At 61.7% G+C, this 22547-nt stretch carries 25 protein-coding genes and 2 tRNA genes; 12 read left to right on the forward strand and 15 right to left on the reverse strand.

Features of this window, described 5'->3' with window-relative positions; translation table 11 throughout:
• Window positions 1-3: 3 nt before the first annotated feature.
• From flgD to QQL85_RS13200, 5 genes are all read right to left on the reverse strand, one after another.
• A complete protein-coding gene (flgD, locus tag QQL85_RS13180) occupies window positions 4-708 on the reverse strand; it encodes a flagellar hook assembly protein FlgD (RefSeq protein WP_284354027.1) in 705 nt (234 codons plus the stop codon).
• Window positions 709-723: 15 nt separating this feature from the next.
• A complete protein-coding gene (gene flgC, locus QQL85_RS13185; RefSeq protein WP_027609421.1) occupies window positions 724-1167 on the reverse strand; it encodes a flagellar basal body rod protein FlgC in 444 nt (147 codons plus the stop codon).
• Between the two features lie 2 nt (window positions 1168-1169).
• Window positions 1170-1580, reverse strand: coding sequence for a flagellar basal body rod protein FlgB (gene flgB, locus QQL85_RS13190; RefSeq protein WP_016711821.1), 411 nt, complete (start codon window positions 1578-1580; stop codon window positions 1170-1172).
• A 367-nt stretch (window positions 1581-1947) separates the two neighbouring features.
• Entirely contained in the window at window positions 1948-2775 is an 828-nt protein-coding gene (cheR, locus tag QQL85_RS13195) for a protein-glutamate O-methyltransferase CheR (RefSeq protein WP_004575768.1), read from the reverse strand.
• Window positions 2776-2826: 51 nt separating this feature from the next.
• On the reverse strand, window positions 2827-3756 hold the full coding sequence (locus tag QQL85_RS13200) for a chemotaxis protein CheV (protein ID WP_010955104.1): 930 nt from the start codon (window positions 3754-3756) through the stop codon (window positions 2827-2829).
• A 77-nt stretch (window positions 3757-3833) separates the two neighbouring features.
• Between QQL85_RS13200 and flgA the strand changes: the two genes are divergently transcribed.
• The 4 genes from flgA (at window position 3834) to QQL85_RS13220 (ending at window position 6407) form a co-directional block, all read left to right on the forward strand.
• Window positions 3834-4586, forward strand: a complete 753-nt coding sequence (flgA, locus tag QQL85_RS13205; protein WP_284354028.1) for a flagellar basal body P-ring formation chaperone FlgA — start codon at window positions 3834-3836, stop codon at window positions 4584-4586.
• 165 nt (window positions 4587-4751) lie between these two features.
• A complete protein-coding gene (gene flgM, locus QQL85_RS13210) occupies window positions 4752-5066 on the forward strand; it encodes a flagellar biosynthesis anti-sigma factor FlgM (protein ID WP_016711823.1) in 315 nt (104 codons plus the stop codon).
• A gap of 49 nt (window positions 5067-5115) precedes the next feature.
• Window positions 5116-5583: a flagella synthesis protein FlgN gene (locus QQL85_RS13215; RefSeq protein ID WP_284354029.1), complete on the forward strand. Its 468-nt coding sequence runs from the start codon at window positions 5116-5118 to the stop codon at window positions 5581-5583.
• Window positions 5584-5663: 80 nt separating this feature from the next.
• Window positions 5664-6407, forward strand: coding sequence for a flagellar brake protein (locus QQL85_RS13220; RefSeq protein ID WP_284354030.1), 744 nt, complete (start codon window positions 5664-5666; stop codon window positions 6405-6407).
• Window positions 6408-6515: 108 nt separating this feature from the next.
• Here QQL85_RS13220 and QQL85_RS13225 read toward each other — a convergent pair whose 3' ends face one another.
• The 3 genes from QQL85_RS13225 to bkdR form a co-directional block, all read right to left on the reverse strand.
• Complete coding sequence (locus tag QQL85_RS13225; protein ID WP_284354031.1) at window positions 6516-7856, reverse strand: MFS transporter; 1341 nt, start codon at window positions 7854-7856, stop codon at window positions 6516-6518.
• A 128-nt stretch (window positions 7857-7984) separates the two neighbouring features.
• A complete protein-coding gene (locus QQL85_RS13230; protein WP_284354240.1) occupies window positions 7985-9226 on the reverse strand; it encodes a glutamine synthetase family protein in 1242 nt (413 codons plus the stop codon).
• A gap of 171 nt (window positions 9227-9397) precedes the next feature.
• Complete coding sequence (gene bkdR, locus QQL85_RS13235; RefSeq protein WP_012273540.1) at window positions 9398-9883, reverse strand: Bkd operon transcriptional regulator BkdR; 486 nt, start codon at window positions 9881-9883, stop codon at window positions 9398-9400.
• 198 nt (window positions 9884-10081) lie between these two features.
• Here bkdR and QQL85_RS13240 point away from each other — a divergent pair, with 198 nt between their 5' ends.
• Genes QQL85_RS13240 through lpdA form a run of 4 tightly spaced genes read left to right on the forward strand, consistent with a single transcriptional unit; the run spans window position 10082 to window position 15028 of the window.
• Complete coding sequence (locus QQL85_RS13240; protein WP_284354032.1) at window positions 10082-11314, forward strand: 3-methyl-2-oxobutanoate dehydrogenase (2-methylpropanoyl-transferring) subunit alpha; 1233 nt, start codon at window positions 10082-10084, stop codon at window positions 11312-11314.
• Window position 11315: 1 nt separating this feature from the next.
• Window positions 11316-12374 (forward strand): alpha-ketoacid dehydrogenase subunit beta, encoded by a 1059-nt coding sequence (locus QQL85_RS13245; RefSeq protein ID WP_012273542.1) that lies wholly within the window; start codon window positions 11316-11318, stop codon window positions 12372-12374.
• Window positions 12375-13646 carry a dihydrolipoamide acetyltransferase family protein gene (locus QQL85_RS13250; protein ID WP_284354033.1) on the forward strand — a complete coding sequence of 424 codons (1272 nt, stop codon included), beginning with the start codon at window positions 12375-12377 and terminating at the stop codon, window positions 13644-13646. It abuts the gene before it with no gap.
• A gap of 2 nt (window positions 13647-13648) precedes the next feature.
• Complete coding sequence (gene lpdA / locus QQL85_RS13255; RefSeq protein ID WP_284354034.1) at window positions 13649-15028, forward strand: dihydrolipoyl dehydrogenase; 1380 nt, start codon at window positions 13649-13651, stop codon at window positions 15026-15028.
• Between the two features lie 101 nt (window positions 15029-15129).
• Here lpdA and QQL85_RS13260 read toward each other — a convergent pair whose 3' ends face one another.
• Complete coding sequence (locus QQL85_RS13260; protein WP_284354035.1) at window positions 15130-16128, reverse strand: sensor domain-containing diguanylate cyclase; 999 nt, start codon at window positions 16126-16128, stop codon at window positions 15130-15132.
• A gap of 216 nt (window positions 16129-16344) precedes the next feature.
• Here QQL85_RS13260 and QQL85_RS13265 point away from each other — a divergent pair, with 216 nt between their 5' ends.
• On the forward strand, window positions 16345-16872 hold the full coding sequence (locus QQL85_RS13265) for a hypothetical protein (RefSeq protein WP_284354036.1): 528 nt from the start codon (window positions 16345-16347) through the stop codon (window positions 16870-16872).
• 53 nt (window positions 16873-16925) lie between these two features.
• Here the strand turns inward: QQL85_RS13265 and QQL85_RS13270 are convergent, their stop codons facing one another.
• Window positions 16926-17804, reverse strand: coding sequence for a LysR family transcriptional regulator (locus QQL85_RS13270; RefSeq protein ID WP_284354037.1), 879 nt, complete (start codon window positions 17802-17804; stop codon window positions 16926-16928).
• Window positions 17805-17922: 118 nt separating this feature from the next.
• Between QQL85_RS13270 and QQL85_RS13275 the strand changes: the two genes are divergently transcribed.
• Window positions 17923-18657 (forward strand): AzlC family ABC transporter permease, encoded by a 735-nt coding sequence (locus QQL85_RS13275; RefSeq protein ID WP_284354038.1) that lies wholly within the window; start codon window positions 17923-17925, stop codon window positions 18655-18657.
• Window positions 18654-18980, forward strand: coding sequence for an AzlD domain-containing protein (locus QQL85_RS13280; protein ID WP_016711836.1), 327 nt, complete (start codon window positions 18654-18656; stop codon window positions 18978-18980). Before QQL85_RS13275 ends, QQL85_RS13280 begins: the two co-directional genes overlap by 4 nt.
• A gap of 81 nt (window positions 18981-19061) precedes the next feature.
• Here the strand turns inward: QQL85_RS13280 and QQL85_RS13285 are convergent.
• The 3 genes from QQL85_RS13285 to QQL85_RS13295 all read right to left on the reverse strand — a co-directional run bounded on the left by QQL85_RS13285 (window position 19062) and on the right by QQL85_RS13295 (window position 20119).
• Window positions 19062-19138: transfer RNA gene (locus tag QQL85_RS13285), tRNA-Arg, on the reverse strand.
• A gap of 111 nt (window positions 19139-19249) precedes the next feature.
• Window positions 19250-19843: a phosphonate metabolism protein/1,5-bisphosphokinase (PRPP-forming) PhnN gene (gene phnN, locus QQL85_RS13290; RefSeq protein ID WP_284354039.1), complete on the reverse strand. Its 594-nt coding sequence runs from the start codon at window positions 19841-19843 to the stop codon at window positions 19250-19252.
• 96 nt (window positions 19844-19939) lie between these two features.
• On the reverse strand, window positions 19940-20119 hold the full coding sequence (locus QQL85_RS13295; protein ID WP_146232438.1) for a hypothetical protein: 180 nt from the start codon (window positions 20117-20119) through the stop codon (window positions 19940-19942).
• A 68-nt stretch (window positions 20120-20187) separates the two neighbouring features.
• Here QQL85_RS13295 and QQL85_RS13300 point away from each other — a divergent pair, with 68 nt between their 5' ends.
• Window positions 20188-20514 carry an Arc family DNA-binding protein gene (locus tag QQL85_RS13300; RefSeq protein WP_003254499.1) on the forward strand — a complete coding sequence of 109 codons (327 nt, stop codon included), beginning with the start codon at window positions 20188-20190 and terminating at the stop codon, window positions 20512-20514.
• 108 nt (window positions 20515-20622) lie between these two features.
• On the opposite strand, the gene mgtE is transcribed toward QQL85_RS13300, so the two are convergent.
• Window positions 20623-22065, reverse strand: a complete 1443-nt coding sequence (mgtE, locus tag QQL85_RS13305; protein WP_284354040.1) for a magnesium transporter — start codon at window positions 22063-22065, stop codon at window positions 20623-20625.
• Window positions 22066-22462: 397 nt separating this feature from the next.
• Window positions 22463-22539, reverse strand: a tRNA-Arg gene (locus tag QQL85_RS13310).
• Between the last annotated feature and the right edge of the window lie 8 nt (window positions 22540-22547).

Consider the following 22547-nt stretch of genomic DNA (forward strand, 5'->3'; position numbering starts at 1 on the left):
GCCTTAGATACCGATGGTTTGCACGTCGGAGAGGGAGACCTTGCCTACACCGGCAAGGTTGAGCACCATTTCGCCTGAGGCACTGAAGCTGACGCTGGTTACCTTGGCCGGCAACAGCGTGCTCATTTGCACCGCCTTGCCATCGACGGTGGTGCTTGCGGTGAAGGTATAGGTGCCTGGGTCCACCTTCTCGCCACTGCTGTTGGTACCGTCCCAGATAAAGTCGGCATAGCCGGCTTTCTGCTCGCCCAACTCGATGGTCTTGACCGTGTTGCCGTCCTTGTCCTTGATGGTGATCTTCGCGTCACTGATGGCCTGGGGCACGACGAACTGGGCATTGAAGCTTTCAGCGGTGTCAACCACGGCCTTGTCGTTCTGAACCACCACCGACCGCCCCACCAGCGACGATGCCTGAAGCGCCTGGGACGAAGCCATGGCACTAGTGATGGAGCTGACCGAGTCGTTCAGCGAGGTAATACCTTCCAGGCTGCTGAACTGCGCCAACTGGGCAACGAACTCGCCGTTATCCTGCGGATCCAGCGGGTTCTGGTGCTGCATCTGGGTGACCAGCAACTGCAGGAAGGCATCTTTGCCGAGCGAGTCGTTGCCGGTCTTGGATGCGGTGTCCGTGGTCTTTTTCGTGCTGGTACCTACGCCCGACGCCGACAACACGTCATTGAGGTTCACACCGTTAGTATCGATTGCCATGGTCTGAATTCCTTATCACTGCCCCAGGGTCAGGACTTTCTGCATCATGGTCTTGGCCGTGTTCATCAGCTCGGCGTTGGTCTGGAACGCGCGACTGGCAGAAATCATGTCAGCCATCTCTTCGACCACATTGACGTTCGGGTAGTAGACGTAGCCGTCCTTGTTCGCCGCCGGGTGGTTTGGCTCGTAGCGTGCCTCAAGGGTGCTCTGGTCTTCGACGATGCCTTTTACCTGCACGCCCTGCCCTGCCTCGCCCTGATCTTCGAACAGCGACTGGCTGCTGCCGGCCTGTGCGTCCTGGAAGGTGGTGGCGAACACCGGGTGGCGAGCGCGGTAAGTCTGGTCGATGCTCGAAGACACGGTCTCGGCGTTGGCGATGTTGGACGCCACGGTGTTCAGGCGCGTGTTTTGCGCGCTCATGCCGCTACCGGCAATGTTGAAAACACTGGAAAGGGACATGGTCATTCTCCCCGCAGGGCGGAAACCAGCCCTTTGAATTTACTGTTGAGCAATGTGAAACTGGCCTGGAAGCCAATGGCGTTTTCGGTGTAGTTCGATTGCTCGATCTGCGCGTCCACGGTGTTCTGATCGATCGACGGCTGCAGCGGCGTGCGGTACTTGAGGGTGTCATCAGCGGCGATGGCGAGGCCTTCAGCTTCGATGTGCCGGCTGTTGGTACGGTCCATGGCGAAGCGGCCGCTTTGCTGCTTGCTGGTTTCGGCGGCGAGCACCGAAGAAAAGTCCATGTCACGCGCCTTGTAGTTGGGCGTGTCGGCGTTGGCGATGTTGTTGGCCAGCACTTCAGCGCGCTGGGCGCGGAAGCCCAGTGCCTTTTCGTGGATACCAAGCGCCTTGTCGAAGCTGATGCTCATGTCGGGGAAACCTTCAAAGGTTGACCGGAATTTCGTTGAGCAAGGTATAGCAAGGGTTGTGCCAACGAGCGTAAAGCCCGGAAACATGGGCTTTCAAGGTAGCGTGCTGTCAGGGTGATGCCAGAAAAGCGGCAAAGGCCTTCCGCCTTGGGCGGCGAAAGCGGCAATTGCCGGGCGGCAAAAGCGGCAAAACAAAAAATTGACGTCAGTGTTTCTCCAGTACCGGCCTCTTCGCGGGTAAACCCGCTCCCACAGGGGTCTGCACAGCTTTCGAGTCTGGTGCGGTACCTGTGGGAGCGGGTTCACCCGCGAAGAGGCCGGAGCAGGCAAACAAAAGGCCGGCAACTTTCGCTGCCGGCCTTTGTGTTTACTTGGCCTGGTAGATGATCCCCGGGCTGCACTGGACCATCTGGTAATGGTCCGGCAGCCCGTTCAGCGCCTCCGAGGCCCCCAGGAACAGATAGCCACCCGGCTTCAGGGTGCTGTGAATACGCAGCAGGATGTCCTTCTTCACCTGCGCCGAGAAGTAGATCAGCACGTTACGACAGAACACGATGTCGAACTTGCCCAGGCTGGCATAGCTGTCGAGCAGGTTGAACGAGCGGAACTCGACGCGGCTGCGAATGGCCGGCTTCACCGCCCAGCGCCCCGGCCCCTTGGGGTCGAAATAGCGTTGCAGGCGCTCCTGCGACAGGCCGCGGGCAATCGCCAGGCTGTCGTACTCACCGGTCTTGCAGTTGGTAAGCATGGTACCTGAGAGGTCGGTGGCCACAATCTGCGCGCCCATCTTCAGCTGGCCCAGGTTGCTGCGCTCGAACTCATCGATGGCCATCGAGATGGAATACGGCTCCTGCCCCGACGAACAGGCCGCCGACCACATGCGCAGGCGCTGGCCGGGGTTGTTGCGGATGAACTCGGGGATCACCTTGTTCTTCAGCACCTCGAACGGGTAGGTATCGCGAAACCACAGGGTCTCGTTGGTGGTCATGGCGTCCACCACCTGCTCGCGCAAACCGCCGCGCGGCTGGGCCTGGATGCGCTGTACCAGCTCGCCCAGGCTCTTGATGCCCTGTTGTTCCATCAGCTTGTTGAGACGGCTGGAAACCAGGTACTGCTTATTCTCGCCCAGCAGGATGCCACAGGCTTTCTCCAGGAATACCCGGAACTGTTCGAAATCCAAATTACCCGTAGACACTACTGCCGCCTCTTTTCAATCACTGGTGCCGGGGGCCTGCCCCCGACTGCTTCAATGCGCTGCCTTGATCCGGTCGACCACCCGCTGGGCCAGGTCGTCCGGCTTGAACTTGGCCAGGAAGTCATCGGCACCGACCTTCTTGACCATTGCCTGGTTGAACACCCCGGAAAGCGAAGTATGCAGGCAGATGTGCAATTTTTGCATGCGCGGGTCGCTTCGGATCTCCGCCGTTAGCGTATAGCCGTCCATTTCCGGCATTTCAATGTCCGAGATCATCATCAGGAACTCTTCTTCCGGCTTTTTGCCCTCGTCCACCAGCTGGCGCAGGTAGTTCAGGGCCTGTCGGCCGTCATTGAGCGCCACCACCTCCACGCCCACGGTCTGCAGGCAGCGGCTGACCTGCTTGCGCGCCACCGACGAATCGTCGACGGTCAACACCCGCATCAGCACGGCCTTGTCCTGCACTTCGGCGTCGATCACCCCAGCCGATACCGATTCGGACGACGGCGATACTTCAGCCAGCACCTTCTCCACATCGATGATCTCGACCATCCGGTTATCCACCCGAGTGACCGCTGTCAGATAGTGGTCACGGCCGGTACCCTTGGGTGGCGGATGGATCTCTTCCCAGTTCATGTTGACGATGCGCTCCACCGAGTGCACCAGGAAGCCCTGGGTCTTGGTGTTGTACTCGGTGATGATCACGAAGCTGTTGCGCGTGTCTTCCTGCAGCGGCCGCAATCCGGTAGCCATCGACAAGTCGAGGATCGGGATGGTCGCCCCGCGAATGTTGGCAACGCCGCGCACCACCGGGTGCGCCTTGGGCAGCAGGGTCAGCGCAGGGCATTGCAGCACTTCCCTGACCTTGAACACGTTGATGCCGTAAAGCTGCTCACCGTTGAGGCGAAACAGCAGCAATTCCAGGCGATTCTGCCCCACCAGCTGCGTGCGCTGGTTGACCGAATCCATAACACCCGCCATGCCAGACTCCTTAATCTTTCAGCCTTTCGTTGCAACTCAGGTAGCGAGTCGGCACGGGCTTTGCTTTTTTGAGCGTCATGCACACGAAAACGACATTTTTCCGACGATTGACGCGCCTGCTGACCGGCTTGCTGGCCACGCTGTGCCTGCTGGCGCCCGGCGTTCGTACGTCAGCGGACGCGTTCACCTTGCCTGAACAGCTTATCGGTGTCACTCAAGGGTTTCTTGAATTCACCGTAGAAGATTACCTGGCCACCACCCAGACCGCAGGCCGTTACGAGATCCAGGTCAACCCCCTGGACCCGCGCCTGCGCATGCCGCTGTGCAGCCAGCCACTGGACGCCTCACTGGAAAGCCCCGCGCAGCCACTGGGCCGGGTGACGGTCCGGGTTCGCTGCGACAGCGCAGCCGCGTGGACAGTGTTCGTGCCAGCCACCGTGCGGCTGTTCCGCGACGTGGTCGTGGTAACCCGCCCGCTCAAGCGCGACAACACGGTTGGCGAAGGCGACGTGGCCCTGCGCGAGCGCGATGTCGGCACCCTAGGCCAGGGCTTTCTGACCGAACTGGACCAGGCAGTGGGCATGAAGATGCTGCGCCCCACGGTGATCGACCAGGTGCTCACCCCGCAACACCTGGAACAGGCCGAGGTGGTCCGCAAGGGTGACCAGGTGGTGATCATCGCCCGCAGCGGCAGCCTGAGCGTGCGCATGCCCGGCGAGGCCCTGAGCAAGGGCGGCCTGAGCGAGCAGATCCGGGTACGCAACCTCAATTCGAAACGGGTGGTCAAGGCCAGGGTGACCGGCCCCGGCCAAGTCGAGGTCAGTATGTAAGCCAGCCACGAGATTGCGCTGGCAGTGAGGAACCGCATTTCCTAAACTGTGTCAGAAAACGGGTTACGCGAGCCTGCCGACAGGCGGCTATGCATTTGCGCCTAAAGTTTCTATCGGGTTGGCCGAAAACAAGGCAAGCGTCCAAATACCCAGAGGTTTCTGATCATGGTCATCGACTTCAGTCGTTTGAATAACTCGCCGTCCGTCACGGGCGGTGTGCGCGGCAACTCCGCGTCCGGCAGTGCCGAAAAGCCGGCAGCCAGCCAGGAAGCAGCCAGCGCCACCAGCGCCAGCGGAGAAGCGGTGCACCTCAGCCAAGAGGCCCAGCAGTTGCAGAAGATCAGCGACAAGCTGCGCGACGAGCCCGTGGTCAACAGCGCCCGTGTGGCCCAGTTGAAACAGGCGATCGCCGACGGCAGCTACCAGGTCGATGCCGGCCGGGTCGCCAGCAAACTGCTCGATTTCGAAGCCCAGCGCTGACCGTACGGCGCGCTGACTTCACGGACGCTAGAAAAGCCAAGAGTTAGCCATGCACGACACCACCTTGCTGCAACTGATCGAAGATGACATTGCCCCGATGCAGGAACTGCTCGACCTCCTGCAAAAGGAGTCTGTTGCCCTGCATGGCCGCGATATGGCGCCGTTGGAAAATATCCTGGCCCGCAAGCAGTCTTTGATCGTGTTGCTGGAACAGCAAGGCCTGCGGCGCAACAACCTGCTTACCAGCCTTGGCCTTAGCGCAAATCGCGCCGGCGTAGAGGCCGTGGCGGCACAATCGCCCAACGGTGAATTGATCCTGCAACAACTCGACGTGATCAGCCAGTTGATGCAGGCCTGCCAACAGCTTAACGAAACCAATGGCCGGATCATCCAGGTGCAGCAACACGTCACCAGCAATCAGATCAGGATCCTCATGGGCGGCGACTCGCCGTCGCTGTACGACAGCCGCGGCAGCACCTCGCCGCTGGCCAAGCCACAGGCCCTCAGCCAAGTGTGATTTTTTCTATCAAGGCACAGAACATACTGGCAAAATGCCGTTACTTGCGTGTGTCGCTTTTGCCTGGAGAACGATAAGCCGTGTTCAATGAATCCGATGCCCCGCAACCGCCAAAGGTGCTGAGCACCCCCTTGGAGATTGCGGCCAACTTGCGGCAGCTGCAGGAAAGCCACGACCCCCTCATCATCACCTTCCACGACCGTAGCCAGCGCTTCCAGAGCTATGTGGTGCATGTGGACCGTGAAAGCAACACCCTGGCCCTGGACGAAATGATCCCCCGCGATGGCGAGAAGTTCATCGAGAACGGCGAGCACTTCCGCGTCGAAGGCTTCCACGATGGCGTGCGCATCGCCTGGGAATGCAACCACGCGCTGAAGATTACCGAAGTCGACGGCCACCGCTGCTACAGCGGCCCCATGCCAGAAGAAATGACCTACCACCAGCGCCGCAATGCCTTCCGCGCCGCGCTGAAACTGTCGCAACTGGTCGATATCATCCTCGACGGTGCCCACCTGAAGGGTAACGGCGCCCTGCGTGGCAAGCTGCTGGATATTTCGGCTACCGGTTGCAAGCTGCGATTTGAAGGCAATGTCGAAGACCGTCTGCAACTGGGCCAGGTGTACGAACGCTTCAAGGCGGGGAATCCGCTGGGCCTGGTGGACACGATGGTCGAGCTGCGTCACCTGCATTATGAAGAACGCATCAACACCACCTTTGCGGGTGTGCGCTTCCATAACCTGAGCGGGCAGGCACAGCGCAAGATCGAGAGCTTTGTGTACCAGCTGCAGCGTGAGGCGCGGCGGTTCGACAAGGACGACTATTGATCGTCGGCCTGTAAAACAAGAACGCCACCTGATGAGGTGGCGTTTTCGTTCGTATTCTTCCTGTACCGGCCTCTTCGCGGGCAAGCCCGCGAAGAGGCCGGTACAGGCTTACACCGACTTGCTGACCTCTTCCGGCTCAGCTGGCTGGGGCTCAGCCCCCTTCCCTTCATCCTCGGTATCTTCAGCCGCCACCGGCGCCTGCATCATGTCCTGCACGGTCTGCTCATCCACCCGTGGGTCCAGCGCTGCCGACAGCGGCGATCCGGCCGCCGGCATCGCCACGTGGCCCAGTGGCGCATCCTGCACCTGATGCAACCCGGTAACCGCTTTCGGCCGAATGCGCCATACCAGCACCAAGGCGAAGAACACAAAGAACGCATACAGCATCTGCGCCCCCAGCACCTTCATCAGCACGCCCGCCGCCAGCGGCCCGATGCACGCACCCACGCCATAGGTCACCAGCAGCATGGCCGTCAGCGACACCCGCCGCTCGCTTTCCACATGGTCGTTGGAAAACGCTACCGCCAGGGGGTACAGGCAGAACTGCAGCAACGAAATCAGGAAACCGATGCCAAACAGCAATTCCAACGGCACACTGGGCAGTATCGCCAAAGGCGCAGCGGCCAGCGCCAGGCCTATTGCCACGCTGCGGATCAGCACCGCCCGGTCGTAACGGTCAGACAACCAGCCCAGCGGCCACTGCACCAGCAGGCCAGCAAAAATGCAGCTACCCATGAACAGACCGATCTGCTCGGTCGTCATCCCCTGGCTGGAGGCATACAGGGGCGCCAGGCCGTAGAACGAGCCAACGATCAGCCCCGAACCAAGCACCGTACTGAGCGACTGCGGCACACGCTTGATGAAGAACTTCGGCTCCATCGGCGCCGGACGCAAGGGCGCCGGGTGAATGCGCCGGGTCATCGCCACTGGCACCAGGCACAGGGCAAAACACATCGCCACCAGCATCAGCAGCTCCGGGCCAAGCTGCGGGTGTACCACCAGAATCAGCTGGCCGAGCACCAGGCCCAGGTACGAGGCAATCATGTAGCCGCTGAACACCGCGCCACGGTGCTTCACATCGGCCTGTTCGTTGAGCCAACTCTCGATGACCATGTATTGGCACATCATCCCTAAGCCGACGATCATCCGCAGCCCGACCCAGGCCGGCAGCCAGTTGGTCAGGCCATGGCCTAACACCGCCGCGCCGACGATACCGGCGCAGGTGGCATAGGCGCGAATGTGCCCCACCCGGCCAATCAGCCGGTGGCCGACCTTGCCGCCAACCGCCAGGCCAAAGTAGTTGGCCGCCATCAACGCACCCACCCACAGGCTATCGACGTGGTCGGCCGCCAGGCGCAGGGCCAGGTAGGTGCTGAGCAGGCCTGAGCCGATCAACATCATCAGCGCGGCGAAGTACAACGACTGAAACGGCTTCCATACATTTCGCATACGTCCCGCAATGCTCCCTGGTCAGGTGGCGGTAGGTGCTAGCAGCATAAGGGCAAACGCCGGTCAGTGCAGGCCCCCACCCGCAAAATGCTGCGGCGGGGGCGTGTCCGGTGCAGGTCCTGTCGCGATCAGGCCTGTGCCGCCAGCACCCGGCGCTCCCACGGGGTGATCTCATCGAAGAAATCGGTCAGCTCCAGGGTCTTGCTGGCGATGTAGCCTTCGATGAACTCGCTGCCGAACAGTTCACGCGCCAGCGCGCTGCGCTTGAGCCGCTCCAGCGCCGCATGGAGGGTGCATGGCAAGCTCAAGTGCTCCGGCACCTCGAACTCGCCCTGGATGGCCGGTGAAGGCTGCAGGTGCTGTTCGATGCCGTGCAGCCCGGCGGCCAGGCTGGCGGCGATGGCCAGGTACGGGTTGGCATCGGCACCGGGCAAGCGGTTTTCCACACGCCGCGCCACCGGCGCACTGGCCGGGATGCGCAAGCCGGCAGCGCGGTTGTCTTCGGACCAGCAGGCGTTGTTTGGCGAGGCATAGGGGTGGCACAGCCGCTGGTAGGAATTGACGTTGGGCGCGAACAGCGCTGTGAAGTCGGCCATGCACGCCTGCAAGCCGCCGATGAAGTGGTAAAAGGTGTCGGTCGGCAGGCCTTGCTCGTCACTGAACACATTACGCCCGCTGCCCACCTCAACGAGGCTTTGGTGAATGTGCATGGAACTGCCAGGCGTACGCGCCAGCGGTTTGGCCATGCACACCACGGTGAGGCCGTGCTTGAGCGCCACTTCCTTGAGCAGGTGTTTGAACAGGAAGGTCTGGTCAGCCAGCAACAGCGGGTCGCCATGCAACAGGTTGATCTCGAACTGGCTGACGCCCATTTCGTGCATGAAGGTGTCGCGCGGCAGGCCGAGCGCGGCCATGCACTGGTACACCTCTTTAAAGAACGGGCGCAGGCCGTTGTTGGAGCTGACACTGAACGCCGAATGGCCAAGCTCGCGGCGACCATCCGTACCTAGCGGAGGCTGGAACGGCTGTTGCGGGTCGCTGTTGGGGGCAAAGACGAAGAACTCCAGCTCGGTGGCGACCACGGGTGCCAGGCCCAGGGCTGCGTAGCGGGCGATCACTGCCTTGAGCTGGCCACGCGTGGACAATGCCGAAGGCCGGCCATCCAGCTCATGGGCATCGCAAATGGCCAGGGCGCGCCCGTCGTTGCTCCAGGGCAGGCGATGAACCTGGCTGGGTTCGGCGACCAGTGCCAGGTCGCCGTCGTCACTGCCGTAGAATTTCGCCGGCGGGTAGCCACCCATGATGCATTGCAGCAGCACCCCGCGGGCCATCTGCAGGCGGCGGCCTTCGAGGAAGCCTTCGGCGGTCATCACCTTGCCGCGCGGGACGCCATTGAGGTCGGGGGTCACGCATTCGATTTCATCGATGCCCTGGAGCTGAGCGGTGCTCATGACGCTTGTCCTTGTTGTTGTACGCTGACAACAACATAGGCTGGGGGTGTTTAAAATATCAAGCACCCTCTTTAACACCTGTGCTGGCCGCTACTCCCGCAAGGTCATGCCATTGGCCGGCAGGGGTAACGCGGTTTTGTACCGCACCTGCTTCAAGGCAAAACTCGACCGGATATTCGCCACCCCCGGCAACCGCGTCAGGTAATCGAGAAACCGCTCCAGCGCCTGGATGCTCGGCAACAGCACCCGCAACAGGTAATCCGGGTCCCCGGTCATCAGGTAGCACTCCATCACCTCGGGCCGTTCGGCAATTTCTTCCTCGAAGCGGTGCAACGACTGCTCTACCTGTTTTTCCAGGCTGACATGGATGAACACATTCACATCCAGCCCCAGCGCCTCGGGGGACAACAAGGTTACCTGCTGGCGGATCACCCCCAGCTCTTCCATGGCCCGTACCCGGTTGAAACAAGGCGTGGGCGACAGGTTGACCGAGCGTGCCAGCTCGGCGTTGGTGATGCGGGCGTTTTCCTGCAGGCTGTTGAGAATGCCGATATCGGTACGATCGAGTTTGCGCATGAGACAAAATCACCGGTTTTTTGTGTTTATGCGGAATGTTTATCTGCCCCGCTCGGCAAAGGCAATCAACTTGAGAGAAAAATTCTCCTGCCGGACCACTAAGATGTAGGGGACGCTGACTTACCAGTCACAAGCCGGTACTCAGCGGCGGCCGCTTCAGAGCTCACAAAAACAAATACCCGAGCGAGCGTAAAAAGCATGAACGAGTACGCCCCCCTGCGTTTGCATGTGCCCGAGCCCACCGGCCGGCCAGGCTGCCAGACCGATTTTTCCTACCTGCGCCTCAACGATGCAGGTCAAGCGCGTAAACCCCCTGTCGATGTCGACGCTGCCGACACCGCCGACCTGTCCTACAGCCTGGTCCGCGTGCTCGACGAGCAAGGCGACGCCCAAGGCCCATGGGCCGAAGACATCGACCCGCAGATCCTGCGCCAAGGCATGCGCGCCATGCTCAAGACGCGGATTTTCGACAGCCGCATGGTGGTTGCCCAGCGCCAGAAGAAGATGTCCTTCTACATGCAGAGCCTGGGCGAAGAAGCCATCGGCAGCGGCCAGGCGCTGGCGCTGAACCGCACCGACATGTGCTTCCCGACCTACCGCCAGCAAAGCATCCTGATGGCCCGCGACGTGTCGCTGGTGGAGATGATCTGCCAGTTGCTGTCCAACGAACGCGACCCGCTCAAGGGTCGCCAGCTGCCGATCATGTACTCGGTACGCGAGGCTGGCTTCTTCACCATCAGCGGCAACCTGGCGACCCAGTTCGTGCAGGCGGTCGGCTGGGCCATGGCCTCGGCGATCAAGGGCGATACCAAGATTGCCTCGGCCTGGATCGGCGACGGCGCCACTGCCGAATCGGACTTCCACACCGCCCTCACCTTTGCCCATGTGTACCGCGCGCCGGTAATCCTCAACGTGGTCAACAACCAGTGGGCCATCTCTACCTTCCAGGCCATTGCGGGTGGCGAGTCGACCACCTTTGCCGGCCGTGGCGTAGGTTGCGGTATCGCTTCGCTGCGGGTTGACGGCAACGACTTCGTCGCCGTGTATGCCGCCTCGCGCTGGGCCGCCGAACGCGCCCGTCGTGGCCTGGGCCCGAGCCTGATCGAGTGGGTCACCTACCGTGCCGGCCCACACTCGACCTCGGACGACCCGTCCAAGTACCGCCCGGCTGACGACTGGAGCCACTTCCCGCTGGGCGACCCGATCGCCCGCCTGAAGCAGCACCTGATCAAGATCGGCCACTGGTCCGAAGAAGAACACCAGGCCACCACGGCCGAGTTCGAGGCTGCCGTGATAACCGCGCAGAAAGAAGCCGAGCAGTACGGCACCCTGGCCAATGGTCACATCCCGAGCGCCGCCTCGATGTTCGAGGACGTGTACAAGGAGATGCCCGACCACCTGCGCCGCCAACGCCAGGAACTGGGGGTTTGAGATGAACGACCACAACAACAGCATCAACCCGGAAACCGCCATGGCCACCACTACCATGACCATGATCCAGGCCCTGCGCTCGGCCATGGATGTCATGCTTGAGCGCGACGACAATGTGGTGGTGTACGGCCAGGACGTCGGCTACTTCGGCGGTGTGTTCCGCTGCACCGAAGGCCTGCAGACCAAGTACGGCAAGTCCCGCGTGTTCGACGCGCCCATCTCTGAAAGCGGCATCGTCGGCACCGCCGTGGGCATGGGCGCCTACGGCCTGCGCCCGGTGGTGGAGATCCAGTTCGCCGACTACTTCTACCCCGCTTCCGACCAGATCGTCTCCGAGATGGCGCGCCTGCGTTACCGTTCGGCCGGCGAGTTCATCGCCCCGCTGACCCTGCGCATGCCGTGCGGCGGCGGCATCTATGGCGGCCAGACCCACAGCCAGAGCCCGGAAGCGATGTTCACCCAGGTGTGCGGCCTGCGCACCGTCATGCCGTCCAACCCGTATGACGCCAAGGGCCTGCTGATTGCCTCGATCGAATGCGACGACCCGGTGATCTTCCTGGAGCCCAAGCGCCTGTACAACGGCCCGTTCGACGGGCACCACGACCGTCCGGTAACGCCATGGTCGAAACACCCGCACAGTGCCGTACCCGACGGCTACTACACCGTGCCGCTGGACAAGGCCGCCATCACCCGTCCCGGCAATGACGTGACCGTGCTCACTTATGGCACCACCGTGTATGTGGCCCAGGTGGCCGCCGAAGAAAGTGGCGTCGATGCCGAAGTGATCGACCTGCGCAGCCTGTGGCCGCTGGACCTGGACACCATCGTCGAGTCGGTGAAAAAGACCGGCCGCTGCGTCGTGGTGCATGAGGCCACCCGTACCTGCGGCTTCGGTGCTGAACTGGTGTCGCTGGTACAGGAGCATTGCTTCCACCACCTGGAGGCGCCGATCGAGCGCGTCACCGGTTGGGACACCCCCTACCCTCACGCGCAGGAATGGGCTTACTTCCCAGGGCCATCGCGGGTAGGTGCGGCATTGAAAAAGGTCATGGAGGTCTGAATGGGCACGCACGTCATCAAGATGCCGGACATTGGCGAAGGCATCGCGCAGGTCGAGTTGGTGGAATGGTTCGTCAAGGTCGGCGACGTCATCGCCGAGGACCAAGTCGTGGCCGATGTCATGACCGACAAGGCCACCGTGGAAATCCCGTCGCCGGTCAGCGGCAAGGTGCTGGCCCTGGGTGGCCAGCCCGGTGAGGTGATGGCCGTCGGTAGCGAACTGATCCGCATCGAAGTGGAAGGCAGCGGCAACCATGTGGATGTGCCGCAAGCCAAGCCGGCCGAAGCGCCTGCTGCCCCAGTAGCCGCTAAACCTGAGCCACAAAAAGACGTTAAACCGGCAGCGTACCAGGCGCCTGCCAACCACGAGGCAGCGCCCATCGTGCCGCGCCAGCCAGGCGACAAGCCACTGGCCTCGCCGGCCGTGCGCAAACGTGCCCTGGATGCCGGTATCGAACTGCGTTATGTGCATGGCAGCGGCCCGGCCGGGCGCATCCTGCACGAAGACCTCGACGCCTTCATGAGCAAACCGCAAAGCGCGGCCGGGCAAGCACCCAATGGCTATGCCAGGCGCACCGACAGCGAGCAGGTGCCGGTGATCGGCCTGCGCCGCAAGATCGCCCAGCGCATGCAGGACGCCAAGCGCCGGGTCGCGCACTTCAGCTATGTGGAAGAAATCGACGTCACCGCCCTGGAAGCGCTGCGCCAGCAGCTGAATGGCAAGCATGGCGACAGCCGCGGCAAGCTGACCCTGCTACCGTTCCTGGTGCGTGCACTGGTCGTCGCCCTGCGTGACTTCCCGCAGATCAACGCCACCTACGACGACGAAGCGCAGGTCATCACCCGCCATGGCGCGGTGCATGTGGGCATCGCCACCCAGGGTGACAACGGCCTGATGGTACCCGTGCTGCGCCATGCCGAAGCAGGCAGCCTGTGGGCCAATGCCGGCGAAATTTCGCGCCTGGCCAACGCTGCGCGCAACAACAAGGCCAGCCGCGAGGAGCTGTCGGGCTCGACCATCACCCTGACCAGCCTCGGCGCGTTGGGCGGCATCGTCAGCACGCCGGTGGTCAACACCCCGGAAGTGGCCATTGTCGGCGTCAACCGCATGGTTGAAAGGCCGGTAGTGATCGACGGCCAGATCGTCGTGCGCAAGATGATGAACCTGTCCAGCTCGTTCGACCACCGCGTGGTCGATGGCATGGACGCCGCACTGTTCATCCAGGCCGTGCGCGGCCTGCTCGAACAACCCGCCTGCCTGTTCGTGGAGTGAGCATGCAACAGACTATCCAGACTACCCTGTTGATCATCGGCGGTGGCCCCGGCGGCTATGTGGCTGCCATCCGTGCCGGGCAACTGGGCATCCCTACCGTGCTGGTGGAAGGCCAGGCGCTGGGCGGTACCTGCCTGAACATCGGCTGCATTCCGTCCAAGGCGCTGATCCATGTGGCCGAACAGTTCCACCAGGCCTCGCGCTTTACCGAACCCTCGCCGCTGGGCATCAGCGTGGCTTCGCCGCGCTTGGACATCGGCCAGAGCGTGGCCTGGAAAGACGGCATCGTCGATCGCCTGACCACCGGTGTGGCCGCCCTGCTGAAAAAGCACGGGGTCAAGGTGGTGCATGGCTGGGCGAACGTGCTTGACGGCAAGCAGGTCGAGGTCGATGGCCAGCGCATCCAATGCGAGCATCTGCTGCTGGCCACCGGTTCCAGCAGCGTCGAATTGCCAATGCTGCCGTTGGGCGGGCCGGTGATTTCCTCGACCGAGGCCCTGGCACCGAAAGCCCTGCCGCAACACCTGGTGGTGGTGGGCGGTGGCTACATCGGCCTGGAGCTGGGCATCGCCTACCGCAAGCTGGGCGTGCAGGTCAGCGTGGTGGAAGCGCGTGAGCGCATCCTGCCGACCTACGACAGCGAACTGACCGCCCCGGTGGCCGAGTCGCTGAAGAAGCTGGGCATCGCCCTGCACTTGGGCCATAGCGTCGAAGGTTACGAAAACGGCGGCCTGCTGGCCAACAATGGCAAGGGCGGACAACTGCGCCTGGAAGCCGACCAGGTGCTGGTGGCCGTGGGCCGCCGGCCACGCACCAAGGGCTTCAACCTGGAATGCCTGGACCTGAAGATGAACGGCGCCGCCATTGCCATCGACGAGCGCTGCCAGACCAGCATGCACAATGTCTGGGCCATCGGCGACGTGGCTGGCGAACCGATGCTGGCGCACCGGGCCATGGCCCAGGGCGAGATGGTGGCCGAGATCATCGCCGGCAAGGCACGCCGCTTCGAGCCCGCTGCAATTGCTGCCGTGTGCTTCACCGACCCGGAAGTGGTGGTGGTCGGCAAGACCCCGGAGCAAGCCAGCCAGCAAGGCCTGGACTGCATTGTCGCGCAGTTCCCGTTCGCCGCCAACGGCCGGGCCATGAGCCTGGAGTCGAAAAGCGGTTTCGTGCGCGTGGTCGCGCGGCGTGACAACCACCTGATCCTGGGTTGGCAAGCGGTCGGCGTAGCGGTTTCCGAGCTGTCCACGGCGTTTGCCCAGTCGCTGGAAATGGGTGCCTGCCTGGAAGATGTGGCCGGTACCATCCACGCCCACCCGACCCTGGGTGAGGCGGTACAGGAAGCGGCACTGCGTGCCTTGGGCCACGCCCTGCATATCTGACACTGAAGCGGCCAAGGCCGATTTGGCCCGCCGCGCCGAGAGGCGCTGCGGGTCTTTTTTATACCTGTACCGGCGATAGGGCCGGTACAGGCAAAACCGAATCACTCGGCAATGGCGTTCTTGCCAGACCCCTTGGCCCGGTACAGCGCCTTGTCAGCCCGCGCCAGCAGCACATGCTGGTCCTCCCCTTCCTGCCACTGCACCACGCCATAACTCATGGTCAGCCGGCATTCGCCCACCGGCTCCAGTTGCGCCATAGCCTGGCGCAAGCGACCGGCGACATCCAGCGCTTCACCCAGTGTGCTCTGCGGCAGCACGATAACGAACTCGTCCCCGCCCCAGCGCGCCAACAGGTCCAGTTCGCGCAGGCAGGTACGCAGGCTGTCGACCACCCGCACCAGCGCTGCATCGCCACGCGCATGCCCGTAGCGGTCATTGATCGGCTTGAAATCATCCAGGTCCATGGCGATCAGCGACAACGGCTGGCGGAAACGCTGAGCCCGCTCGCACTCCAGCTGCAAGGCCTTTTCCAACCGATAGCGGTTGGCAATGCGGGTTAACGCATCACGCTCGGCCAACTCACGGTTTTCGTCCAGTTGCCGCTGCAACTGCTGGTTCACCCACGACAACTCTCGCGTGCGTTCGGCCACCTGCCACTCCAGCGACTGGTTCTTCTGCTCCAGCTGCGCCACCAGGCGCTTGCCAGCGTCGATGTTGCGGTGCGCACCGAGCATGCGCGCCACCGAGCCGTCTTTGTTACGGGCGATGATGTAAGCGCTGTCTTCAATCCACAGGTAGCTGCCATCGTGGCAACGGCAGCGGTATTCGATGAGGTAGCGCTCGTTGCGCTGACTGATGTACGCCTCGAAATGCGCCATCACCCGCGGGTAGTCTTCCGGGTGAATCACGCTTTCCCAGGTGAGTACCGAGTTGGCCATGGAGTGACTGGCGTAGCCGAGCATCGCGTACCAGCCCGGGTTGCGATAAACGTAGCCGGTGTTGGCATTCCAGTCCCAGATACCATCACTGATCAACTCGAACAACGTGTGCAACTGCTGTTCACTGAAGCCGGCAGGTGCCGGCCTGGTGTCCTGATTCATGGACGCTCTCCCTGATGCCCAGCAACTGCGCTCCGGTCAAGGGGCTGCCGACAATGGTGGTAATTGCCGCAGGCGGCAAAATCATGCCTGTGACGGGCAAGCATATGCCCGCCAGTGTGCAACCGGAATAGCGCCAAGGCCCTATTTCCAACTGGTGTAACGCTGGCATGGCTTTATGCGCGTAACGCCTGCCAACACGATTTCCAAGGAGGAAACATGATAATCGCCCACAACGGCGTCAGCTGGCAGCCCACGCTCCATCAACCACAGCACGCCAATGATGAACAGGCAGTGACCCAGGCTGCGGATTTCCGCACGGCAATAACCACCGCCAGCACCACGGCCCAGCAGCAAAACCAAGGGAACACGGCTCAGCAGAGCGCTGAGGATGCCCGAGAGGAGGCGTTCGCCAAACTCAAGGTGATGCTGCAAAACCTTGGCTCTGCCGCAACCGGGCAGGACAGCACGGAGCAACTGACCACCAGCACGGCCCGGCAAGCGTTTCAGGACCTGATGTCCAAGTCGCACGGCGAGATGATCAAGGAAAAACTGCTGAGCGAAATTGGCCTGACCGAAGCGCAGTACGAAGCCCTGCCGCCAGAGGTGAAGGCCAAGGTCGGCGAGTTGATCGCTCAGCGTTTGCAAGAAGAGATCGAGAGCCAGATCCAGGAGAAAGCACAAGAACAGCTCACCCAGGTAGATGGCACGTCAGATGGCGATGAACACGCGGTAAGCCATGCGTGAGGATTCCGGCGGCGAGGCCGATGAGGGTCGCCCCCGACAGGCAGAGCCAAGGCTCAAGCCAACTGCAACAGCGCCTCCTCCACCGCAGCAACCACCTGGTTGCCCTTGGCACCTGGTAATCGCCACGCGGCAATGGTCATGCCCAAGGGCACCGCGCAGTCGATTGGCGCCACCAGTTCGCCGCTGTCCAGGTAGCGTTGCACCAGGCTTCTGCGCCCCATCAGCACACCGGCAGCCAGCAAGGCTTGCTGCAATGCGATCGAGTAAAGAGAGAAACCCGGCCCACGGGCCACGAATTTGTACCCGGGCATGGCTGTGGCGGTCCACACGGCCCAGTCATTCCAGCCTACGTCAGCAATGCAACGGGCGTTGGCAAGGTCCTCAGGGGTGATGATGTTCGCCGCCAGGGCCGGTACGCATACGGGCAACACTTCTTCCGTGGCGATCCTGCGCTGCCAGCGCTCAGGCTTTTCGGTGTAGAACAGGCACAGGTCGAATGGGCTGCGTTTGAGGTTGGGCGGCTCATCCACCGCCGTAACCGAGATCTCGATGGGCGCCAGCAAACGGGTCAACTCCGGCAGGCGTGGCCCGATCCACAACTGCGCCAGGGCCGGTGACGTGACGATGTGCACCCGCTGCGGTGCAGCAAGGCGCCGCAGTGTGCGGGCAGCAGCCTCCACGGCATCGAACGCTTCGGTGAACTGGGCTTTCACGCTTTCACCCAAGGGCGTCAGGCGTACACCCTTGGCATGGCGCTCGAACAACGCGGCGCCGTATTCGCTTTCCAGCGTCTTGACCAACGCGGCGATGGCCCCTGGGGTAACCTTGAGTTCGAGTGCGGCACGCGCGAAACCGCCCAGACGCGCGGACGCCTCGAAGGCGCGCAAGGCATTGAGTTGGAGCGAGTGCCGAGTGGGGCTGTCGAGATACACGGCTTGAGACCTATATTTTTTAGGCCTACTATTCCATAAATCTGACGTTGTGGCCAACTGTCAGGCGCATTAACGTGAGGGTGACCATGCGCCTCCCGAACACCTCCAAGGAACTCCCATGCAGTCCCCAAGCGCGACCCAAGCATTCAAGCAGGGCGCACAAAGCGTTCTGCCGTTGACCTCCGGCATTGTGCCTTTTGGCCTGATCACCGGGGTTACGGCAATCGGCATGGGCCTGTCACCGGCCGACGCCATTGGCATGACCTTGCTGTTCTACTCCGGCTCTGCGCAAATGGTGGTGATGCAATTGATGCAAAACGCCGCCCTGCCAGTGACGATGGTGGTCACCGCACTGGTGATCAACTTGCGTTTTCTGATGTACAGCGCCAGCCTGGCCCCGCACCTGGGCCACCTCCCGCGCCGTCACAAATGGCCAATGGCGTTCATGCTGTCGGACCAGTCCTTCGCCCTGTGCACGCTGAAAATGGGCACAGGCGGGCTAGGTCAGCATGCCTACCCCTATTACGCCGGCACGGCGATCACCATGTGGTTCGGCTGGAACCTCTCGGTACTGGCGGGCATGTACCTGGGCGCAGGCATTCCGGAAGACTGGTCACTGGGTTTTGCCATACCGTTGTCGTTCCTGGCCTTGCTGATACCCGGCATCCGCAATACCGCCATGCTCGGCGCCGCGCTGACCGGTGGCGTGCTGGCAGTGCTGGCCGTTGACCTGCCCTACAACCTTGGCCTGCTGACCGGTGCCGTGGGCGGGATCATCGCCGGGCTGGCCATCGAGAGCCGGCAAAAACAACACGCCGTACCTGAAACCCACACAGAGCAGAACGCATCATGAGCGAAACGACCCAGTGGATAACGTTCGTGCTGATCGGCCTGGGCACCTTCGCCATCCGCCTTTCGTTCATAGAACTGCACACGGTGTTGCGCATCCCGCCACTGTTTCGCCGCGCACTGGCCTATGTGCCGGCCAGTGTACTGGCAGCGCTGGTGTTGCCGGCCGTGGTCTTCCCTGACCGGCATGCCGGGTTCGACTGGACGAACCCGCAGATACCGGCGGCGGTACTGGCTGCGCTGGTGGCCTGGCGCACACGCAGCACGATGCTGACGCTGGTTGTGGGCATGGGGGTGTTGTGGGCGCTGAAGCACTGGGGGCTTTAGTTGGCGACCAGCAGCAAGGCAGACGAAGAACACCATCGCGCGTTGCAATGATGAGTGACGGGGTATGGGAGACACGAGAAATGGCGTCCCAGGCAGGAATTGAACCTGCAACCTTCCCCTTAGGAGGGGGATGCTCTATCCAATTGAGCTACTGAGACGCTACGACCGGCAGCGAGCGCTGCACAGCGGGACGGCCAGCATGTTAACCAGCATGCTGGCGTTTGTCATGCATCTACCTGGCTTTTTCGCGTAATCCTTTTCTGGCACGGCTACACCGGCGGCAGCACACCGTCATCACGAAGCAGCTTGAACAGGGCCGCGACCGCGGCCTCCAGGGTGGTGGAATTGTCCAGCACATGCACCGCAGGATCAGACAACGCCTGCAAACGAGCACTGCGCGCCAGCCGCTGCTCAACCTCCTCGACGGTTTCGCGGCCGCGGGCCAGCAAGCGCTGACGCAACGCATCCGGCTTGACCTCGACCAGCACTGCCAACATGTCCGGGTAACGCTGGCGTGCTTCAGGCAGGTACGCCCGCGAGCCATTCACCAGCACCGCCTTGCCCGCCGCCAACCACTGATCCACCTGCCGAGGAATGCCATAACCCAGGCCATTGGCCCGCCAGTGCATGGCAAACGCACCCTGCGTGCACAGGGTTTCAAACTGTTCGGCCGTGACCCCTTCGGCGGCTTCGCCCTTGGCTTCGGCCGAGCGGGTAATGACGCGACGGGCAATTTCTACCCCAGCGGCCGCCAGCCGCTCACGCGAAGCATCAATCAGGGAATCTTTCCCTGAACCCGACGGTCCTACCAAAAATATCAACCGGCCTGTCCCTGATCGGCGGTCGCTTGCGTCATGTTGCATAGCCACTATGCTCTATGGAGGGAAACCGGCGCATTCTAGGGGTTTTCCTGTCCTTTTGCTGTTTTTTACCAGTTTTTGACGGCAAAAGACTGACGGTCAGGCAAGCCGGAGCATGTAAAACTTTTCAAACCAGTGCTCATTTCTGATAATTGGTACTGGCATAAAGCCTTTATCCGGCTCACTATTTGTCACAGAATTGACGCCAAGGAAACGGCGACCATGAGGCAAGATGAGCATCCATTTTTCACTGACGGTTGAACATTTTGTCGTCGCCACGGTCGTACTTCCACCCGTGCGGCCAATTTGAGAACCGCTTCCCCTGAACCAAACTCCGGTCAATTTATATGCGCCCAATGAAACAGGCTATTTATTCGAGCCGCACCGCTGACAAGTTCGTCGTCCGCCTGCCAGACGGAATGCGTGAGCGCATTGCCGAGGTAGCGCGCAACCATCACCGCAGCATGAACTCCGAAATCATCGCGCGCCTGGAGCAGAGCCTTATCCAGGAAGGTGCGTTGGGTGACGAGCTGAGCATGCGCCTGGACAGCCCTGAGCTGTCCCTGCATGAACGCGAGTTGCTGCAGCGCTTCCGCCAACTGTCCCACCGCCAGCAGAACGCCTTGGTCGCCCTCATCGCTCACGATGTGGAAATGGCCGCCGACGCCTCCTGAGGCCTGCAGCGAGCATAAAAAAGCCAGCGTAAGCTGGCTTTTTTATGGGCGCCTGGTTGTGCAGGAGACGCGATCATTTGTGGGACCGTATAAGTCGCAAAGGCAGGATTACAGCAGGAACAACGTGGCCAGGCCAAGGAAGATGAAGAAGCCGCCACTGTCGGTCACGGCAGTGATCATCACACTCGCCCCCATCGCCGGGTCACGCCCCAAGCGGGCCAATGTCATCGGGATGAGCACACCCATCAGCGCGGCCAGTAACAGGTTCAAGGTCATCGCTGCGGTCATCACCACGCCCAGCGACCAGCTACCGTACAACCAGAAAGCCACGGCACCAATCACTCCGCCCCAAACCAGGCCGTTGATCAGCGACACCGCCAATTCTTTGCGCATCAGGCGACTGGTATTGCCCGGCGATACTTGGTCCAGCGCCATGGCGCGGACAATCATGGTGATGGTCTGGTTACCCGAGTTGCCACCAATACCCGCAACGATCGGCATCAGCGCCGCCAACGCCACCAGTTTTTCGATCGAACCCTCGAACACACCGATCACTCGCGAAGCGAGGAACGCGGTAATCAGATTGATCGCCAGCCATGCCCAGCGGTTGCGGAACGAGCGCCAAACCGAGGCAAAGATGTCTTCCTCTTCACGCAGACCCGCCATGTTGAGGACTTCGCTCTCGCTCTCCTCACGGATCAGGTCGACCATCTCGTCAATGGTCAAACGGCCGATCAGGCGCTCGGCCTTGTCTACGACAGGTGCCGATACCAGGTCATAACGCTCGAAAGCCTGCGCCGCATCATAGGCATCTTCCTCAGGCTGGAAGGACACCGGGTCGGTCGCCATGACCTCCGCCACCTTCTTCTCAGGGTCGTTGACCAGCAGGCGCTTGATTGGCAACACACCCTTGAGAATGCCGTCGTAATCGACCACGAACAGTTTGTCGGTGTGGTTGGGCAGCTCTTTCAGGCGCCGCAGGTAGCGCAGCACCACTTCCAGGCTGACGTCTTCGCGGATGGTGACCATCTCGAAGTCCATCAGCGCACCGACCTGCTCCTCGTCGTAGCTCAGTGCCGAACGCACGCGCTCGCGTTGCTGGGCATCGAGTGTTTCCATCAGCTCATGGATAACGTCGCGCGGCAGCTCAGGAGCCAGGTCGGCCAGTTCGTCGGCGTCCATCTCCTTGGCGGCGGCCAGCAGCTCGTGATCGTCCATGTCAGCGATCAGCGATTGGCGAACCGAGTCGGATACTTCCAGCAGGATGTCGCCATCGCGGTCCGAGCGCACCAGCTGCCAGACCGTCAGGCGGTCTTCCAGGGGCAAGGCTTCGAGGATGTAGGCGATGTCGGCGGGGTGCAGGTCATCGAGCTTGCGCTGCAACTCGACGAGGTTCTGGCGGTGGACCAGGTTTTCTACCAGGTCGTTGTGCGCGCCTTCCTGGCGATGCGTCAGGTCTTCGACAACGCGCTGACGCTGCAGCAGTTCGACCACCTGAGCCAGGCGATCCTGCAGGCTTTCTTGCGCTTTTTTTACTTCTACTTCAGTCATAGGCGAACTCCACTCCCAGCAGCGGAGCACGCCGGGAGAATCAATCGGTCAGATCTTTCTGTATGAATCTTGTTAGCGAGTAACTACTGGGTAAGTCCATGGTGGTTTTCCACAAGCCCCGGCGGGGCTGACGGGCGCAATCATACACTGCTAAAGCTGTCAGATCGCTTAAATTTTTGGCCAGAACAATCGTTTGCGTGATAAAGCTAGGACAACGCTCGAAGCTATCAGTGCGACGGTTGCTGTGGATGAGAAAGCACATTCGTTTCGGGCGCCGCACAGCGGCCCCAAGCTACACCACAATCATTACAGAAGAGCGTAGATCGACATCACCAACAATTCATTGGCGCGGAAAAACAAAAAGCCCGCTCAATTGAGCGGGCTTCTTGCTTGGGTATGGCGGACTCAGCAGGATTCGAACCTGCGACCGCTCGGTTCGTAGCCGAGTACTCTATCCAGCTGAGCTATGAGTCCGAGGTTGT

Source organism: Pseudomonas putida (assembly GCF_030159595.1).
In the GTDB taxonomy this organism is placed as follows: Bacteria; Pseudomonadota; Gammaproteobacteria; order Pseudomonadales; family Pseudomonadaceae; genus Aquipseudomonas; species Aquipseudomonas putida_AC.